This is a genomic window from Lysobacter cavernae (genome assembly GCF_042648505.1).
Classification (GTDB): domain Bacteria; phylum Pseudomonadota; class Gammaproteobacteria; order Xanthomonadales; family Xanthomonadaceae; genus Lysobacter_L; species Lysobacter_L cavernae.
On sequence record NZ_JBHRXK010000005.1, the window covers coordinates 86,310 to 106,120 of the forward strand.

The following is a 19,811-nucleotide window of genomic DNA, read 5'->3' on the forward strand; positions in this document are numbered from 1 at the left end:
GAGCCGCCATGACCACGCACGCCATCCAGCACGACCCCGCCGCCGAGGTGTTCACCACCACGGTCGATGGCGTCGAGGCCCGGCTCGACTACCACCTGGCGGACGGCTGGATGGTGATCACCCACACCGGCGTGCCCGATGCGATCGGCGGTCGCGGCATCGCCGGCGAGCTGGTCCGGGCTGCCTTCGAACACGCCCGCGCGCAGGGCTGGAACGTGCGCCCGGCCTGCTCGTACGCGGCGGCCTGGGTCGAGCGCCACCCCGAGTACAACCAGCTGCTGGGGTGAACAGGCGCGTTTGGCTCGCGCGCCTGTGAACGCCCGGCCAAGGGCGAATCCGTTGTCATTGATCCGACCGGAATGTTGTTTCATGTAGAAGCGGCTTCAGCCGCGAGCTTTTCGCATGTCTACGGGCCCGCGCCCAGAGTTCGCGGCTGAAGCCGCTCCTGCAACGAGTATTTGAGGGCCGGATCAATAGCAGGTGACCGGAAGCCTGATTCAGCGCCATCGCCTTGCGTTGGGCCCGGCACAGGTATCATGCGCGCCCGTCTTCAATTAAGCGGCGCCGTCCGGCGTCGGCCCGCATGCGCCTGAACAAACACATCAGCGATACTGGTTTCTGCTCGCGGCGCGAGGCGGACCGCCTCATCGCCGAAGGCCGGGTCACGGTCAACGGCATCCGCGCCCGCGTCGGGGCCGAGGTGGGCGAGGGCGACCAGGTGCTGGTCGATGGCCAGTCCTTGCGCGTGCGCACGGTCGCCAAGGGCCAGCGCCAGCACGTCTACATCGCCCTGAACAAGCCCGTCGGCATCACCTGCACCACCGAGGCCGAGGTCAAGGACAACATCGTCGACTTCGTCGGCCACGAGCGCCGCATCTTCCCCATCGGCCGCCTCGACAAGGACTCGGAAGGGCTGATCCTGCTGACCAGCAACGGCGACATCGTCAACGAGATCCTGCGCGCCGAGAACAAGCTCGAGAAGGAGTACCTGGTGGCGGTGAACCACCCGGTCACCGACGAATTCCTGCGCGGCATGAGCCGCGGTGTGCCGCTGCATGGCCAGACGACCTTGCCGTGCAAGACCGGCAAGCTGGGCAAGTTCGGCTTCCGCATCGTGCTGGTGCAGGGCCTGAACCGGCAGATCCGCCTGATGGCGGCGCACTTCAAGTTCCGGGTCAAGCAGCTGATGCGGGTGCGCATCGGCAACGTCAAGCTGGCCCATCTCAAGACCGGTCAATGGCGCAACCTCACCGACGCCGAGCTGCACGGCCTGCTGCCGCATCGCACGCAGTGGTGAGCGATGGCGGCGACCTGCGTCGTCGCTCCAGGCGCGTGTGCATACGGGCATCACGCCGGCGACGATAGCCTTGTGGGAAAGACTAAGGATTGCCCATGAAGCGAGTGATGGCCTGCATCGTGCTGGCCGTGGCCCTGGTCGCATGCAAGCGCGAGGGCGAACCGGCGCCGCCGGCAGCGTCTCCCGACGCCACGACCGCCAGCGGCACTCCGGTGGCGCCGACCGCGGTCGTGCTCAATGACGTGGTCGAAACCATGCCCGACTACATCATCGGCATCAGCTACCCGCCCAAGGCTGCCCGCTATCCGGGGCTGGCGGCGGAGCTCAAGCGATACGCCGACGCCGCGCGCGCGGACCTGATCGAGGCCGCACAGGCCCGCAGCCAACCGGGCGGGGCAACCTCCGCGCCGTACGACCTCTCGCTGAGTTTCAGCGAGCAGCTCGACACCCCTGGCCTGGTCGTGATCGCCGCCGACGGCAGCAGCTACACCGGCGGTGCCCACGGCGCGCCGCTGATCGCGCGCTTCGTGTGGCTGCCGCAGCAGGGCAGGCTGCTCAAGGCCACCGACCTGGTGCCCGGTGCACAGGGCTGGAGCGCGATTTCCGCCTACGTGCGCGAGCAACTGCACTCGGCGCTGTCGCAACGCGTGGACGCCGACGACCTGGAGCCGGCCGAACGAGCCGAGATGGTCAAGGATGCTGGTCGCATGATCGACGACGGCACCGATCCCGATCCGGCCAACTTCGTCCTGTTCGAGCCGATGGCGGCCGCCGACGGCAAGCTCAGCGGCCTGCGTTTCGTGTTCGCGCCGTATCAGGTCGGCCCCTATTCCGACGGCACCCAGACGGTGGAGGTGCCGGCCTCGGTGCTGTTGCCGCATGTCGCGCCGGAATACAGGACGCTGTTTGCCGGGGACTGATCACGGGCCGCCGACGTCGCCGCGTTAGGATGACCCCGCGCCCGCGGCGGTTGCGTGGACGCGAACCTTCCGGTCGCATGCCACCGAGGTCTCCATGTCCGCCACGCGTTTGCGCAGTCGGGTTGAACAACTGCTGGCCATTGCCGACGTCCGTCTCGACGGCGACCGCCCCTGGGACCTGCACGTCGACGACGACCGCTTCTACGCGCGCGTGCTGGCGCAGGGCTCGCTCGGCCTGGGCGAGTCGTACATGGACGGCTGGTGGCGAGCCGTGTCGCTCGATGGCCTGCTGTTCCGGCTACTGCGCGCCAACCTCGACCGCCAGGTGCGCGGCTGGGGCGCCCTGTTCGATGCCCTGCGCGCGCGCCTGGTCAACCTGCAAAGCGCCCGCCGCAGTTTCACCGTCGGCGAGCGCCACTACGACCTCGGCAACGACCTCTACCGCGCCATGCTCGGCCGGCGTCTGGTCTACAGCTGCGGTTATTGGCGCGACGCGGGCGGTGCGTCGCTGCACGAACTCGATGCCGCGCAGGAGGCCAAGCTCGACCTGGTCTGTCGCAAGCTCGCACTGCAACCGGGCATGCGCGTGCTCGACATCGGCTGCGGCTGGGGCGAGGCGCTGAAGTTCGCGGCCGAGCGTTACGGCGTCAGCGGCGTCGGCGTGACAGTGTCGCGCGAGCAGGCCGAATTCGCCCGCGAACTCTGCGCCGGCCTGCCGGTCGAGATCCGCCTGCAGGACTACCGTGAGCTAGACGAGCGCTTCGACCGGGTTTTCTCGCTCGGCATGTTCGAGCACGTCGGGGTGAAGAACTACCGCACCTATTTCGAGGTCGCGCGCCGCTGCCTGGGCGACGTGGAAGGCGGGCTGTTCCTGCTGCACACCATCGGCACCAACCGCTCGGTGAAGGTGACCGATCCGTGGATCGCCAAGTACATTTTCCCGAACTCGATGTTGCCTTCCGCAACGCAGATTGCCCAGGCCAGCGAGGGGCTGTTCGTGCTGGAGGACTGGCACAATTTCGGCGCCGACTACGACCTCACCCTGCAGGCATGGCGCAGCAATGTCGAGCATGCCTGGCCGCAGCTGGACGCGCATTACGACGAGCGCTTCCGCCGCATGTGGCGCTTCTACCTGGCCGGGTCGATGGCCAGCTTCCGCTGCCGCCATGCCCAGTTGTGGCAACTGGCGCTGTCGCCCAACGGCGTCCCCGGCGGCTATATCGCGCCGCGATGAGTCCGGGCGGTAGCCCGGGTAAGCGCAGCGCATCCGGGGCGCATCGGCAGGCTCACCCGGGGTGCGGCCTTCGGCCTTGCCCGGGCTACGGCCCACGGGATCAGAACGCACGTCACGTTTGCGCAAGCACCTAACGGCTCCGGCGCGCAAGTTGCACTGCACATCGCATCGCCGCGGCCGATGGCTCACTATGGGCGCCTTATTCCGCCTGCTCGACAGAGGGTTTTATGCAGACATGGCTCCGGCGCAAGGACATCGACCAGGTCACCGTGCACGAGGAGGGGCGACGGCTGGTGCCCACCCTGAGCTGGCCGCACCTGATCGCGCTGGGCATCGGCGCCATCGTCGGCACCGGCATTTACACCCTGATCGGGGTCGGCGCCAACCTGGCCGGTCCCGCGGTGCTGCTGTCGTTTGCCGTGGCCGGCATCGTCTGCGCCTGCGCGGCGCTGGCCTATGCCGAAATGTCCACGATGATGCCGGCTGCCGGCAGCGCCTATACCTACAGTTACATCGTGCTGGGCGAAACCATCGCCTGGATCGTGGGCTGGAGTCTGATCCTGGAATACTCGCTGGTGGTGAGTACCGTGGCGGTCGGGTGGTCCGGCTATGCGGTCGGCTTCCTCAAGGGGCTGGGCGTGGACCTGCCGCTGGCGCTGACCGCCGGGCCGCATGCCGGCGGCCTGGTCAACCTGCCGGCGGTGGCGATCGTGTTCGTGGTGGCCGGCCTGCTGATGGCGGGCACGCGCGAAAGCGCCACGCTCAACGCGGCGCTGGTGGTGCTCAAGATCATCGCGCTGGGGATCTTCGTGGCCATCGCCTTGCCGCATTTCGACAGCAGCCATCTGCAGCCCTTCATGCCTCATGGCTTTGCCAAGTCGATGGGCGTCGATGGCGTGGAGCGCGGGGTGATGGCGGCGGCGGCGATCATCTTCTTCGCCTTCTACGGCTTCGATGCGATCTCCACGGCCGCCGAGGAAACCAAGAACCCGGGCCGCGACCTGTCCATCGGCATCGTCGGTTCGATGGTCGGCTGCACCCTGATCTACATGATCGTGGCCCTGGCCGCGGTGGGCGCGCTGAGCTACACCGTGTTCGGCAACAGCCCCGAGCCGCTGGCACTGATCCTGCGCGAACTGGGGCAGGGCAAGGCGGCCACGGTGATCGCAGCGGCGGCGGTGATCGCGTTGCCGACGGTCCTGCTGGCGTTCCTGTACGGACAGAGCCGCATTTTCTTCGTCATGTCGCGCGACGGCCTGCTGCCGCGCAGCTTGTCGAAGGTCAACCAGCGCACCGGCACGCCGATCGCCACCACCTTGTTCACCGCCACCCTGGTGGCGGCGCTGGCGGGTGTGGCACGCCTGGACGAGATCGCCGCGTTGGCCAACGCCGGCACCCTGGCGGCCTTCATCGCGGTGGCGGTGTGCCTGCTGGTGCTGCGCAAGCGCGACCCGGCACGCACGCGTGTATTCCGCGCGCCGCTGGCGTGGCTGGTGGCGCCGATCGCGATCTTCGGCTGCCTGTACCTGTTCTGGAGCCTGCCGCAGCGCACGCAGCTGTGGTTCCTGGTGTGGAACGTGATCGGCGTGGTGGCGTACCTGGCCTACGGACGACGCAACAGCCTGCTGGCACGCGGCAAGGAAGCGTGATCGGGTTATGGCGCTTCGATAGTTGATCTTCGCAGGAGCGGTTTCAGCGGCGAGCTCGCCGTTGTGATAGCAAGAGCTCGCGGCTGAAGCCGCTCCTGCGGAAAACCCGTAGCCAGTGCGGCCGACAGCACGGCACCGGCCTCGGCAGCCTCGCGCACGAAGCGGTAGTCGGGATGCCGACAGCCGGTGCTGTTCCGGCCAGTACGAAGACCTGCTGGCACGGCGATGATGTCGACGGGCAAGGGCTGGGAAAGGGTGGGCAAGGCCCCATCTCTCATTGACCTCCTCCTAGCCTGAAGCTGAAGCGTTCAGCTCCTGTCGTCGTCTCATCCGCTGAGACCGGCACGCAACACCATCCCCCCATGCCCCTGGCTGCCTTCCATCCTGCGGTCGCGCAATGGTTCCGCCACGCCTTCCCGGCGCCCACGGAGGCCCAGGTGCGGGCCTGGCCGGCGATCCGCAGCGGCCGCAACACCCTGGTCGCGGCGCCGACCGGTTCGGGCAAGACTCTGACCGCGTTCATGACCGCGATCGACGGCCTGGTGCGGCAGGGGCTGCAGGGCAGCTCACCGGGGCTGTTCGGCTATGAGCCGCTCGCGTTGGGCCTGCCTGACGAGACCACGGTGGTCTACGTTTCGCCGCTGAAGGCGCTGTCCAACGACATCCGCATCAACCTCGAGGCCCCTTTGGCCGGCATCCGTGCCGAGCTGGAGGCGATGGGCCTGCCCGATGTCGAGATCCGCACCGCCGTGCGCACCGGCGACACGCCACAGGCCGAACGCGCGCTGATCCGGCGCAAACCACCGCACATCCTGGTCACCACGCCGGAATCGCTGTACGTGCTGCTCGGTTCCGAATCGGGGCGGGCGATGCTGGCGACGGTACGCAGCGTGATCGTCGATGAAATCCATGCCGTGGCCGGCAGCAAACGCGGCAGCCACCTGGCGCTGTCGCTGGAGCGGCTGGAGGCGCTGTGCGGGCGCCGGCTCACGCGCATCGGCCTGTCGGCGACGCAGAAACCGATCGACGAGGTTGCGCGTTTCCTGGTTGGTGCCGCCAGCATCGAGCCCGACGGCACACCCGATTGCGAGATCGTCGACATCGGTTACGCCAAGCAACGCGATCTCGCCCTGGAACTGCCGCCGACGCCGCTGAGCGTAGTGATGTCCAACGACCAGTGGGAGCAGGTCTACGCGCGCGTGTCCGAACTGGTCGAGCAGCACCGCACCACGCTGGTGTTCGTCAACACCCGGCGCATGGCCGAGCGCGCGGCGCGGCACCTGGCCGAAAAACTCGGCAAGGAGGCGGTGGCCGCGCACCACGGCAGCCTGGCCAAGGAGCTGCGCCTGGACGCGGAGCAGCGGCTCAAGCGCGGCGAGCTGCGCGTGCTGGTCGCGACCGCGTCGCTGGAGCTGGGCATCGACATTGGTGACGTCGACCTGGTCTGCCAGCTCGGTTCGCCGCGTTCGATCGCCGCGTTCCTGCAGCGCGTCGGACGCTCGGGCCACGCGGTGGGCGGCGTGCCGAAAGGACGGCTGTTCCCGCAGACCCGTGACGAGCTGGTCGAATGCGCGGCGCTGCTCGACAGCGTGCGTCGTGGCGAACTCGATGCGCTGGTGATGCCGGTCGCGCCGCTGGACGTGCTGGCACAGCAGATCGTGGCCGAGGTGTCGTGCCGGGAATGGGACGAGGACGCGCTGTACGACTGGCTGCGCCGTGCCTGGCCGTATGCGCGGCTGGCGCGCAAGGATTTCGACGCGATCGTGCGCATGCTCGCCGAGGGCTTCACCACCCGGCGTGGCATCCGCGCCGGTTACCTGCATCGCGATGCGGTCAACCGCAAGCTGCGCGGCCGCCAGGGCGGGCGTATGACCGCGCTGATGTCCGGCGGCACGATCCCGGACATGGCCGACTACACGGTGATCCTCGAGCCGCAGGCGCAGAACATCGGCACGGTCAACGAGGATTTCGCGGTCGAGAGCATGGCCGGCGACATCTTCCAGTTGGGCAACGCCAGCTACCGCATCATCCGCATCGAGCCCGGCAAGGTGCGCGTGGACGACGCGCAGGGCGCGCCGCCGAGCATTCCGTTCTGGCTGGGCGAGGCGCCGGGGCGTACGGATGAATTGTCGTTCGCGGTGTCGCGGTTGCGTGAGGAAGTGGCACAGCGTTTAAAGCCCCTCTCCCAGCGGGAGAGGGGTTGGGGAGAGGGCGGGGATGCCGCTGCTGCTTCTGAAACGGCATTGGCTGCCGAACCCTCTCCCCCGACCCCTCTCCCAGCGGGAGAGGGGAGTAGTGCAGGCCGCTGGCTCACTGGCGAGCTGCGTCTGCCCGCCGCCGCAGCCGAGCAGATCGTCGATTACCTCGGCCGCACCGTTGCCGCGCTCGGTGCGATGCCGAGCCAGGACACGATCGTGCTGGAGCGTTTCTTCGACGAGTCCGGCGGCACCCAACTGGTCATCCACACGCCCTACGGCAGCCGCGTCAATCGCGCCTGGGGGCTGGCGCTGCGCAAACGTTTCTGCCGAAAGTTCAATTTCGAGTTGCAGGCGGCGGCGACAGAGGACGCAATCGTGCTGTCGCTGTCGACCGCGCACAGTTTCCCGCTCGACGAAGTCGCGCGTTACCTGCATTCCAGCTCGGCCCAGGACGTGCTGGTCCAGGCGTTGCTGGACGCGCCGCTGTTCGGCGTGCGCTGGCGCTGGAACGCCACCACCGCACTGGCCTTGCCGCGCTTCATCGGCGGCAAGAAGGTGCCGCCGCAGCTGCAGCGGATGAAATCCGAGGACCTGCTCGCCACCGTGTTCCCGGACCAGGTGGCCTGCGCCGAGAACCTGGTCGGCGAGCGTGAGGTGCCCGACCATCCGCTGGTGGCGCAGACCCTGCACGACTGCCTGCACGAGGCCATGGACGTCGACGGCTGGCTGCAGCTGTTGCGCGCGATGGAAGCCGGCGAGGTGCAGGTGTTGGCCCGGGATCTCACCGCGCCGTCGCCGTTCGCGGCCGAAGCGCTCAATGCGCGGCCGTATTCATTCCTCGACGACGCACCGCTTGAGGAGCGCCGCACCCAGGCGGTGCAGACACGCCGCTATGCCGATCCGGACAGTGCGGACGACCTCGGCAGGCTCGATCCCGATGCGATCGAGGCCGTGCGCGGGGAAGCCTGGCCGCAGGTACGCAATGCCGACGAGATGCATGAAGCGTTGATGGGGCTGGGCGTCGTCACTGAGCGTGAGGTGCGTGACAACGCTGGCTGGGTCGACTGGTTGCAACAACTCGCCAAGGCGCATCGCTCGACGCGAGTGGTCCCCTCTCCCTCTGGAATTGGTGTAGGGGAGAGGGTGCGCCGGAGCGACGAATCTGAAATCGCGCCGCAGCAATGGGGGACGAGCGCGATCGACGCTCACCCCACAGAACCCTCATCCGGCGCTGCGCGCCACCTTCTCCCGGAGGGAGAAGGGAGTGAATTGTGGGTCGCTGCCGAGCGCCTGCCCCAGTTGCGCGCGCTGTTCCCAGATGCGTCGTTGCTGCCACCGATAGACGCGCCGGCCGAATACACGCAGCAACCATGGACACGCGAAGACGCCCTCGTCGAACTGCTGCGCTCACGCCTGACCGGACTCGGCCCGACGCCCGCGCGCGTGCTCGCCGATGACCTGGCGCTGCCACCGGCCGACATCGGCCTGGCCTTGCTGCGTTTGCAGGGCGAGGGTTACGTCATGCAGGGACGGTTTTCGCCCAACACGTACACGCCCGACACCACCGAAGATGAGTGGTGTGAACGCCACCTGCTCGCGCGCATCCACCGTTACACGCTCAAGCGCCTGCGCCGTGAGATCGAGCCGGTCGAGCCGCGCGACTTCATGCGCTTCCTGTTCGACTGGCAGCGTGTCAGTTCGAGCGCGCGCGTGAGCGGGCCGGAAGCGTTGGCCGGCGTGCTCGCCCAGCTCGAAGGCTTCGAGGCGCCGGCCGCCGCCTGGGAGTCCGAATTGCTGCCGGCGCGCATCAACGATTATTCGATCAGCTGGCTCGACGACCTGTGCACTGCCGGCCGCACGCTGTGGACGCGGTTGCGTGCAAGCAGTGGTGACAGCAGCGGCCAACGTGGCAGTTCGCCGGTGCGCGCCACGCCCATCGTGTTGCTGCCGCGCCGCGATGCCGCCGCCTGGACCCGGCTCGTGCCGTCGGCCGTCGACGCCGACGCGACGCTGTCCTCGCGCGCTCAGCGCGTGGCCGATTACCTGGGCGAGCACGGGGCCTCGTTCTTCGACGAACTGGTCGGCGGTGCACATCTGCTGCGCACCGAACTGGAGGATGCACTGGCCGAACTGGTCGCGCGCGGCCGCGTGCACTGCGACAGCTACGCCGGCCTGCGGGCACTGCTGGTGCCGGCGTCGAAGCGGCCCACGGCCCATCCACGCCGGCGCCGCCGCGCCGCGCTGTTCGGGATCGAGGACGCCGGCCGCTGGGCGTTGATCCGGCGGGGGGCTGCAACCACCGACACCAAGCCCGATGCCGATGCCATCGAGCACATCGCCCGCGTGCTGCTGCGGCGTTACGGCGTGGTCTGCTGGCGCCTGCTCGAACGCGAGGCGGCCTGGCTGCCGCCGTGGCGCGAACTGATCCGCGTCTACCACCGCCTCGAAGCGCGCGGCGAGATCCGCGGCGGCCGCTTCATCGCCGGTCTGTCCGGCGAGCAGTTCGCGCTGCCCGAGGCGATCGGCCTGATGCGCCAGGTCCGCCAGCGTGCGCACGATGGCGCGTTGCTTTGCCTGTCGGCGGCCGACCCGCTCAACCTGGTCGGCACCGTGCTGCCGGGCAACAAGATTCCGCGTCTGAGCGGCTCACGCGTGCTGTATCGCGATGGCATTGCGTTGGCGAGCCTGGTGGCCGGTCAGGTCGAAATGCTCACGACGTTGAATCCGGACGAGGAGCGCATGGCTCGCAAGGCACTGCTGCGTGAACCCGATTCGGTGTTTGCACCGCCCCCGGAATGGGCCGGCGATCGCAAAGCCATGCACTGACGTATCGCCGTCAAATCTCCGCAACCTCCACCGCCGACCATCCACCGGCCGGCTGACAGGGGAGTCGGCACCCCCGACTTCCCATGAGGTTTGCCGTCATGAAGCTGCATTGCACTAAGCTGATTCAGGTGTTCGTCGTCTGTGCGCTCATCGCCAGCAGCACCGCCGCGTTCGCCAAAGAGCCCGCCGTGACCGATACGCCCACCCGCCATTCGCACCGCGACCACCACGGCCTGATCGTGATCGGCCACCGTGGCGCCAGTGGTTACCGCCCCGAACACACCCTCGAGGCTTATCGGCTTGCGATCCGCCAGGGCGCCGATTTCATCGAGCCCGACCTGGTCGCCACCAAGGACGGTGTGCTGATCGCCCGCCACGAAAACGAGATCTCCGGTACCACTGACGTCGCCGCGCGCCCCGAGTTCGCCAACCGCCGCACCACCAAGACCATCGACGGCGTGGCGATGACCGGCTGGTTCACCGAAGACTTCACCCTGGCCGAGATCAAGACCCTGCGCGCGAAGGAGCGCATCCCGGCGGTGCGCCCGGACAACACCCGCTTCGACGGTATGTACCAGGTACCGACCTTCGCCGAAGTGGTGCAGCTGGCTAAGCGCTACAGCCGCCCGGACCGCGTCATCGGCATCTACCCGGAAACCAAGCACCCGACCTATTTTGCCAAGGAAGGTCGGCGCCTCGACGGTAGCCCGATCGCGACCTCGCTTGGGCGCAAGCTGATCGAGACGCTGGTCGCCGAAGGCTTCACCGACCCACGCCGCGTCTACATCCAGAGCTTCGAGTTCGAGAACCTGATCGAGCTCAAGAAGCAGGTCATGCCGCAGGCCGGCGTCGATTTGCCGTTGGTGCAGCTGTACGACGACATCTACGAGGCCAAACCCTACGACGTGGTCTACAACGCCAGTCACGGTGCCGATCTGGCTGCGTTGTACGGCGGCCTGACCACACAAGTGGAAGGTAGACTCGGCGCCGGCACGCGCTATGGCGCATTGGCCACCGAGCCGGTGCTGATGTGGATGAAGGCGAATTACGCCACTGGCATCGGCCCGTGGAAAGGCAGCCTGTTGCCGCGCTCGCCGTTGCCGGCAAAGGTCGACGCGAATGGCGACGGCCAGGCCGAGTTGGCCAGCCAGGGCACTGGCCTGGTCCATCCGATGCTCGGCTGGGCGCTCAAGGCCGGTCTACAGGTGCACCCATACACGCTGCGTGCGGAGGAAAGCTACCTGGCGCAGACGCCGGACGGCATCCCGCAATCGGTGATCGCCGAGGCGATGCAGTTGTACGGCCTGGGCGTGCAGGGCTTCTTCATCGACCAACCGGATCAGGGCGTGGCTGCACGCGAGATCTTCCTCGACCTCAGCCGGCCGTTGCACGAGCGCTGATACGTCGAGACCAGACAACAAAAACCGCCCGGATCGCTCTGGGCGGTTTTTTTCGTCAGCCGGCGAAGTGCTTACTTCTTCGCGGCCTTGCCGGTCGGCTGTGCGCCGTCCGCGGCCGGTGCGGTCAGGCCGCGCTTCTCCAGCAGCGGCTCGATCTTGGGATCGTGGCCGGCGAAGTTGCGGAACAGCTGCAGCGCGTCCGTGCTGCCGCCCTGCGACAGCAGGCTCTGGCGGAAGTGGTCGCCGTTCTTGCGCGACAGGCCGCCGTTCTGCTTGAACCATTGCACCGAGTTGGCGTCGAGCACTTCCGACCAGATGTAGGCGTAGTAGCCGGCCGCGTAGCCGCCCATGATGTGGCTGAAGTACGGCGTGCGGTAGCGCGGCGGCACCGCGGCGTAGTCGACGCCGTCCTTCTTGAGCGCGCTGGCCTCGAAGCCCATCACGCCGCCGGCTGCCGGCAGCTGGTCGGCAGTGGCCTGGTGCCAGTTCTGGTCGAGCATCGCCGAGCCCAGGTATTCGGTGGTGGCGAAGCCCTGGTTGAACTTCGACGCGGCCACGACCTTGTCCAGCAGCGCCTTGGGCATCGCTTCGCCGGTCTGGTAGTGCTTGGCGTAGTTGGCCAGGATCGACGGCCAGTCGGCCCACATCTCGTTGACCTGCGACGGGTACTCGACGAAGTCGCGCGGCACGCTGGTGCCGCTGAAGTACGGGTACTCCACGTTCGAGAACATGCCGTGCAGGGCGTGGCCGAACTCGTGGAACGTCGTGGTCACCTCATCCCAGGTCATCAGGGTCGGCTTGCCGGCCGACGGCTTGGGGACGTTGAGGTGATTGGCGACGACCGGCTTGAAGCCGGTCAGACCGGACTGGTCGACGTAGGAGTTCATCCACGCGCCACCACGCTTGGAACTGCGCGCATACGGGTCGAAGATGAAGATCGCCAGCTGCGAACCGTCCTCGTTGAACACGTCGTACACCCAGGTGTCGGCGTGGTAGGTCGGCAGGTCGGTGCGCGGCTTGAACTTCAGGCCGTAGAGCTGGCCGGCGGCGTAGAACACGCCGTTCTCCAGCACGTTCTTCATCTCGAAGTACGGCTTGAGCTGCGACTCGTCGAAGCTGTACTTCGCCTGGCGCACCTTCTCGGTGTAGAACGCCCAGTCCCACGGCTGCAGTTGGAACGTCGGCTCGCCCTTGGCCTTCTGCTCCTGGTCGATCATCGCCTGCAGGTCGGCGGCCTCGCGCTTGGCGTTGGCGACCGCGGCCGGGGCGAGCTGGCCGAGCATCTTGTTGACAGCGTCCGGGGACTTGGCGGTCTCGTCCTCGAGCACGTATGCCGCGTAGTTCGGGTAGCCCATCATCTTGGCGCGCTCGGCGCGCAGTCGGGTGACCTGGGCGACGATGGCGGTGTTGTCGTACTCGTTGCCACGGCTGCCACGCGCGACCGAGGCCTTGTGCAGGCGCTCGCGCAGGGCGCGGTTGGTCAGCGAAGACTCCGGCGGCTGGCCGGTGGTGTTGAGCAGGGCCAGCACGTACTTGCCGTCGAGCTTGCGCACCTTGGCGGCTTCGGCGGCGGCGGCGATCTGCTCGTCGGACAGGCCGTCGAGTTCTTCCTTGGTGTCGACCACGAGCGCCGAGGCGTTCACTTCGGCCAGCACGTTCTGGCTGAACTTGGTGCCGAGCGCGGCGAGCTCGGAGTTGATCGCCTTCAGGCGGGTCTTGTCGGACTCGGACAGGTTGGCGCCGGCGCGGACGAAGTCGGTGTAGTAGCGCTCGACCAGGCGCACGCCCTGGGCGTCGAGGCCGAGCGTGTCACGCGTGTCGTGCAGCGTCTTGACACGCGCGAACAGCTTGGGATTCAGGTTGATCGCGTCGCGGTGCGCGGAAAACTTCGGCGCGTACGTCGCCTGCAGCTTCTCGCGGGTCGGATTGGTGTCGGTGCCGACCAGGTTGAAGAACACGGTGGTCGCGCGGCTGAGGGTGCGGCCCGACTTCTCCATCGCGATGATGGTGTTGTCGAAGCTCGGCTTGTCGGGGTTGCCCGCGATCGCGTCGATCTCCTTCAGCTGTTCGGCCATGCCGGTGTCGAAGGCCGGGGCGAAATCGGCGTCCTTGATCTTGTCGAACTGGGGGTAGTGCAGCGACAGCGGGCTGTCGGCAGTGAACGGGTTCGCGGCTTGTTGCGCACTCACGGTGGGGTCCGCCTTGGGAGATTTGGCATAGGTGGGGGCGGTTGCGGCCAATGCCACGGCCAACGCCAGCGTGAGAGGGTGCTTCATGGGACGGAAACCTCGTCAAAAGGAACCCGCAGCCTACCCGATGGCCGGGACGCGGACCCCTGACGAAAGGCATGGGCCAAGGCGGGGGGCGTGGCGGAATGTGGCGGTTGGCCTCGCTTGAACCCGCAAGCCTTGCACAACCGTCCGCGCCCCGTGGGCGTAGCTTCCGCGGTTGAAGACGACAGGAGGGACGTGCCATGACCCGATCCATCGGGCTGATGTGTGCCGGCTGGCTGCTGGTGGCCGCCCCCGGCGCAGCGGCCGAGCACTGCCAGGCGCGCAGTGGCACCCAGACCGTGCCGCTGGTCGAGCTGTACACCTCCCAGGGCTGCAACGGTTGCCCGCCTGCGGAGAAGTGGCTGGACCGATTCATCGAAAGCGAGGATCCGGCCAAGACGGCGGTGCTCGCGCTCCACGTCGACTACTGGGACGACCTGGGCTGGCGCGACCTGTTCGGCGCAAAGCTGCACAGCCAGCGCCAGAACGCGCGCGTGGCCATGGCCAAGGGCAAGGTCGTGGTCACGCCGCAGGTGATGATCGGCAAGGAGGTCAATGTGAACTGGCGCTCGGGATCGCGGGTCGATGCGGTGCTGGAGCAGGTCAGGGCGCAACCGGCGGCGGTCGACCTGGCGATCCAGAGCCGGACGCAGGACCAGACCGTCCACGTCGACTTCACCGCGATCCGCAATGCCGGGCCCAGCGGCACCGAGCCGGCCTACGTCTGGCTGGCGCTGTACGAGGACGGTCTCAGTAGCGCCATCCGCGAGGGCGAAAACAAGGGCAAGACGCTGCGCCATGAGCGCGTCGTGCGGGCCCTGAAGGGGCCCTGGGAGCTGGATGCTCGGCCCATCGCTGGCGATGCGCAGATTGCCTTGCCCGACCGGGCCGATCCCGCACAGATGGGGGTGGTGCTGTTTGCCGAATCGCGCGCCAATGGTGCGAGCCTGCAGACACTGCAGGTGCCGCTGGCCAGTTGCCTGCAGTAGCGCCAGCACGGGTGATCGATGCCCCGTATGCGGGGCTGGCAGGCGGTTGCGATCGTTGAACGCCGAGTGCGTTCAAGCGCGTTCTGGTTCTCTGTGCCTTCGGTTCAGGCTCGCGGTTATCGACGCCGCACATCAGGTGCCGCAAGCGCGATGCACTGCAACGACGATGGCGCGATGCACCGCGAGTTGCAGGCACGGGGCTGTAGGCGAGACGGGCTTTCCGGTCTATCGTCACGGTGGCAAGCTTCGCGTCACCGACCCGGATGGTTGCGTCACGCCGGTCGCCCATGCCTGAATCAACCGTACTGACTGGGGAAGCACACATGAAAGTAGCAGCGAGGACCTGGCTGACCCTGTGCCTGGGGATGGGATGTGCGATGACCGCGAGCGCCGTGGAAACGACGCGCTACGTGGCACTGGTCGACGGTGGCAAGCAGGCCGGTCGGCAGGTGGTGACGCGCGGCGACGACGGTGTCACCCGGGTCGATTTCATCTTCAAGGACAACGGCCGCGGACCGGAGCTGAAAGAGGAATACACGTTGGCCGCGGACGGCACCTACCAGACCTATCGGGTCAAGGGCAGCTCGACCTTCGGCGCGCCGGTCGATGAAAGCTTCAGCCGCAACGGCGACCAGGTGCAGTGGAAGTCGACCTCGGACCACGGGACGCAGGCGGTCAAGGGCACCGCCCAGTACTCGCCGCTGGGCGGCACGCCGGCCGGCTTCTCGGTGGCGTTCAATGCTTTGTCCCAGCGCAGTGACGGCAAGCTGCCGCTGATCCCGAGCGGCACGCTGACCGTGCGCAAGATCACCGAGGCCGACGTCACCCGCGATGGCCACAAGCGCAAGGTGCAACTGGTCGCGCTGACCGGCGTCGGCCTGACCCCGACGTTTGCCTGGGCGACCACGGACGCCCAGCCGCGGTTGTTCGCCTGCATCTACCCCGGCTTCCTGCAGTTGATCGAGGACGGCTGGCAGGGCAACGCCGATGCATTGGAGGCGAGGCAGAAACAGGCCGAGGGTGAGGCCCTGGTCGACCTGGCCAAGCGCCTGGGCCATCCGCTTGCCGGTACCACGCTGATCCGCAACGCGCGCGTGTTCGACAGCGAGCAGGCCAGGCTCGGGCCGGCCAGCGATGTGCTGGTGAGGGATGGGAAGATCGTCTCGGTCACGCCGACCGGGCAGGGCACGGCCGAGGCCGACCACCTCATCGACGCTGGCGGCAAGGTGCTGCTGCCGGGCCTGTTCGACATGCACGGCCACGTCGGCCGCTGGGACGGCGGGCTCAATCTCGCCGCGGGCGTGACCACCGTGCGCGACATGGGCAACGACAACGCCACGCTGCAGCAGATGCTGGCCGAGATCAAAGCCGGCACGCTGATGTCGCCCGACGTGGTGCCGGCCGGTTTCATCGAAGGCGAAAGCAAGTTCTCGGCGCGTAATGGCTTCGTCATCAAGAACCTAGACGAAGCCAAGAAGGCGGTCGACTGGTACGCGCAGCACGGCTACCCGCAGATCAAGATCTACAACTCGTTCCCCAAGGACCTGCTCAAGGACACGACGGCGTACGCCCACAGCAAGGGCATGCGGGTCAGCGGTCACGTGCCGGCGTTCATGCGCGCGCAGGACGTGGTCGACCAGGGCTACGACGAGGTCCAGCACATCAACCAGCTGTTGCTGAACTTCTTCGTCGACGACAAGACTGACACCCGCACGCTGGCGCGCTTCTACCTGGTCGCCGACAAGACCGACGGCCTGGATCTCGACAGCGCGCCGGTCAAGGACTTCATCGCCACGTTGGCGAAAAAGCAGGTGGTGATCGACCCGACCCTGGCCACGTTCGAGTTCCTGCACCAGCGCGACGGCGAGATGTCGCCGATCGTGGCCGACGTGGCCGATCACCTGCCGCCTGACATCCAGCGCGGCCGCCGCGCGGCCGAACTGAACATCCCCGACGACGCGACCGGCGCCAAGTACAACCGCTCCTACGCCAAGCTGGTGGACTTCGTCGGCCGTGCCTACCAGGCCGGCGTGCCGCTTGTGGCCGGTACCGACGAGATGGTCGGTTTCACCCTGCAACGCGAGCTGGAACTGTACGTGCAGGCGGGCCTGACCCCGGCACAGGTGCTGCAGGTGGCGACCTGGAACGGTGCCAAATACACCCGCACGCTCGACCAGCGCGGCTCGATCCTGTCCGGAAAGCGCGCCGATCTTGTGCTTATCGACGGCGATCCGACGGTCAACATCGCCGATATCCGCAAGGTGGCGCTGGTACTGAAGGGCGACACCGCCTATTACCCGAGCGAGATCCACGAAGCCCTCGGCATCAGGCCGTTCGCTGCACCGGTCAAGGTCAGCGCCGCCCGCTGAGCCCCGCTACCGCCCCATGCCGCCCCGTGACCGCAAGGCACGGGGCGTACGCTTCGGTACGGCCGCTTTAACGCTCTGGTAACATTCCGCCGTGATGTCAGCCGCCGTGGCGCGGGTGGGTCCGCGTCTAGGTCGTCAAGGGACGGCCTGAGTCGTCTATCGCCGTGTCGGCATGTCGGAGAGAGGCATGCCGCTGCGTCGGCCTTCGAACCTTTGGCGTCCTTTTGACGCCTCACCTACGAGACCGCCCAATGCCTTCCATGCCGCTTGCCCGCAAGCTTCCCCGTCATGCCCTGACCGTCGCCATCACCCTGATGCTGCCAGCCTTTGCGCTGCATGGTCAGGTTGCTTTTGCGCAGGATGCGCAGCCCACCGCGCCGGCCCAGGGGGAAACCCAAACCGCGGCCACGCTCGACGCCGTGCAGGTCACCGCGCAGCGCCGGGTCGAGAACCTGCAGGACGTGCCGGTTTCCATCACAACGATCAACGCCGAGGAATTGGACGTGTTCGGTTCCGGCGGCAACGACGTGCGCTTCCTGTCCGGTCGCGTGCCCAGCCTCAACATCGAGTCCTCGTTCGGCCGTGCGTTCCCGCGTTTCTACATCCGCGGCTACGGCAATACCGACTTCCGCCTCAACACCTCGCAACCGGTGTCGCTGGTGTACGACGACATCGTGCAGGAGAACCCGATCCTCAAGGGCTTCCCGGTGTTCGATCTGGACCGCGTCGAAGTCCTGCGCGGCCCGCAGGGTTCGCTGTTCGGCCGCAACAGCCCGGCCGGCGTGGTGAAGTTCGAGTCGGCCCGTCCGAGCCAGGAGTTCGACGGTTACGGCAAAGTCGGCGCCGGCAGCGACAACATGTGGAACCTGGAAGGCGCCGTCGGCGGCGGCCTGAGCGAGAACTGGTCGGCGCGCGCGTCGGCGTTGTTCCAGCGTCGAGATGACTGGGTGACGAACACCTACCCGGGTCCGAACGACGGCTTCGAGGGTTATGACGAGTCGGCCGGCCGCGTGCAGTTCCTGTACGAGGGCGAGGGCTTCGAGGCGCTGCTGGGCGCGCATGCGCGTCACCTCAACGGCACCGCGCGTCTGTTCCGCGCCAACATCATCCAGAAGGGCACGAACGACCTGGTCGACGGTTTCGACGAGGACAAGGTGTCGTTGGACGGCTTCAACCATTCCGAGCTCGACAGCCAGGGCGCCAACGCCCGCCTGAGTTGGGACCTGGGCGGCTACACGCTGTATTCCATTACCGGCTACGAGTCGGTGGAGACCTACAGCCGCGGCGACATCGACGGCGGCTTCGGCGCGGTGTTCCTGCCGGTGTCCGGCCCCGGCGTGATCCCGTTCGCATCGGAAACCGCGGACGGCATTCCCGAGCACTCGCAGTGGACGCAGGAATTCCGCATCGAGTCGAACAACGAAGGCGCGCTCAACTGGCAGGCTGGTTTCTTCTACTTCAACGAAGACTACGACGTCGAAAGTTTCAGCTACGACTCGCTCAACGGCGGCGCGCAGGACGGCTATGAGCGCGTCAACCAGACCAACGATTCGTGGGCCGTGTTCGGTGCGCTGACGTGGCAGGCCACCGACCGGCTCGAACTGCGTGCCGGTGCGCGCTACACCTGGGACGAAAAGGACCTGAAGGTCGAGGAGTACTGGAACACCGGTTTCGCCCCGTGTGTGCTCGGTGGCCTGTGCTCCATCGAGGACCTGGCCGCCGCCGAGCCCGACGGCAACCTGTCGGCCTCGACCGAGGACAAGAAGTTCAGCTGGGACCTGTCGGCCACCTACGAGCTCACCGACGACGTCAACCTGTACGGCCGCGTCGCCACCGGCTACCGCGGCAGCAGCATCCAGGCGGCCGGCGCGTTCAACACCAAGTCCGTCGCTGCACCGGAAACCTCCACCGCATACGAGATGGGTGTGAAAGCCGACCTGTGGGACAACCGGGCGCGCATCAACGCCGGCGTCTTCTACTACGAGATCAAGGATCAGCAGCTGACCGCTGTCGGCGGTTCGTCCAACGCCAACATCCTGCTCAACGCCGACAAGAGCGTGGGCCAGGGTTTCGAGATGGACTTCCAGGCATACCTGACCGACACCGTGTTGTTCACGCTGGGCAGCAGCTACAACGACACGCAGATCAAGGACAGCGATCTGGCCGTGTCGGTGTGCGCACAGTGCACCGTCACCGATCCGCTCACCGCCGACGGCAAGGCCCTGATCGACGGCAACCGGTTGCCGCTGGCGCCGGAATGGACCCACAACCTGACCCTGCGCTGGGGCGTGCCGATGGACAACGGCGGCGAGTTCTACGTCTACACCGACTGGGTGTACCGCGACGAGGTCAACTTCTTCCTGTACGAGTCGGAAGAGTTCACCGGCAAGTCGCTGCTCGAAGGCGGCCTGCGCGTGGGCTATAGCTGGGACTACGGCAAGTACGACGTCGCGCTGTACGGCCGCAACATCACCGACGAGGTGCAGGTGGTTGGCGCCATCGACTTCAACAACCTCACCGGCATGATCAACGAGCCGCGCCTGTTCGGCGTTGAGTTCAAGGCCGATTTCTGACGCACGGGTAGACTGTCGTGATGCATTGCCAACGCCGGGTTCGCCCGGCGTTGGCGCATGAGGCGCCGACCTGGGGGGCGCCA

At 67.2% G+C, this 19,811-nt stretch carries 10 protein-coding genes and 1 pseudogene; 10 read left to right on the plus strand and 1 reads right to left on the minus strand.

The genetic code is table 11. From position 1 onward, the window contains the following. Positions 1-8: 8 nt before the first annotated feature. The 7 genes and pseudogenes from ACFOLC_RS12080 (at position 9) to ACFOLC_RS12110 (ending at position 11,524) form a co-directional block, all read left to right on the plus strand. Positions 9-287, plus strand: a complete 279-nt coding sequence (locus ACFOLC_RS12080) for a GNAT family N-acetyltransferase (protein WP_386759511.1) — start codon at positions 9-11, stop codon at positions 285-287. A gap of 296 nt (positions 288-583) precedes the next feature. After that, the gene (locus ACFOLC_RS12085; protein WP_386759512.1) at positions 584-1,297 is read left to right on the plus strand and encodes a pseudouridine synthase; all 714 of its coding nucleotides are present in this window, start codon (positions 584-586) and stop codon (positions 1,295-1,297) included. A gap of 95 nt (positions 1,298-1,392) precedes the next feature. Continuing rightward, entirely contained in the window at positions 1,393-2,217 is an 825-nt protein-coding gene (locus ACFOLC_RS12090) for a DUF3298 and DUF4163 domain-containing protein (protein WP_386759513.1), read from the plus strand. Positions 2,218-2,308: 91 nt separating this feature from the next. Continuing rightward, a pseudogene (gene cfa, locus ACFOLC_RS12095) lies at positions 2,309-3,451 on the plus strand (cyclopropane fatty acyl phospholipid synthase); the annotation flags it as partial. Positions 3,452-3,678: 227 nt separating this feature from the next. Continuing rightward, positions 3,679-5,100, plus strand: a complete 1,422-nt coding sequence (locus ACFOLC_RS12100; RefSeq protein WP_386759514.1) for an amino acid permease — start codon at positions 3,679-3,681, stop codon at positions 5,098-5,100. A 362-nt stretch (positions 5,101-5,462) separates the two neighbouring features. Then, positions 5,463-10,124 (plus strand): DEAD/DEAH box helicase, encoded by a 4,662-nt coding sequence (locus ACFOLC_RS12105; protein WP_386759515.1) that lies wholly within the window; start codon positions 5,463-5,465, stop codon positions 10,122-10,124. Positions 10,125-10,222: 98 nt separating this feature from the next. Continuing rightward, positions 10,223-11,524, plus strand: coding sequence for a glycerophosphodiester phosphodiesterase family protein (locus ACFOLC_RS12110; RefSeq protein WP_386759516.1), 1,302 nt, complete (start codon positions 10,223-10,225; stop codon positions 11,522-11,524). Positions 11,525-11,595: 71 nt separating this feature from the next. On the opposite strand, the gene ACFOLC_RS12115 is transcribed toward ACFOLC_RS12110, so the two are convergent. Further along, complete coding sequence (locus tag ACFOLC_RS12115) at positions 11,596-13,800, minus strand: M3 family metallopeptidase (RefSeq protein ID WP_386759517.1); 2,205 nt, start codon at positions 13,798-13,800, stop codon at positions 11,596-11,598. A 197-nt stretch (positions 13,801-13,997) separates the two neighbouring features. Here ACFOLC_RS12115 and ACFOLC_RS12120 point away from each other — a divergent pair, with 197 nt between their 5' ends. The 3 genes from ACFOLC_RS12120 (at position 13,998) to ACFOLC_RS12130 (ending at position 19,728) form a co-directional block, all read left to right on the plus strand. Next, entirely contained in the window at positions 13,998-14,786 is a 789-nt protein-coding gene (locus ACFOLC_RS12120) for a DUF1223 domain-containing protein (protein ID WP_386759518.1), read from the plus strand. A 377-nt stretch (positions 14,787-15,163) separates the two neighbouring features. Continuing rightward, entirely contained in the window at positions 15,164-17,155 is a 1,992-nt protein-coding gene (locus tag ACFOLC_RS12125) for an amidohydrolase family protein (protein WP_386759519.1), read from the plus strand. A 260-nt stretch (positions 17,156-17,415) separates the two neighbouring features. Then, a complete protein-coding gene (locus ACFOLC_RS12130; protein WP_386759611.1) occupies positions 17,416-19,728 on the plus strand; it encodes a TonB-dependent receptor in 2,313 nt (770 codons plus the stop codon). Positions 19,729-19,811: the final 83 nt, after the last annotated feature.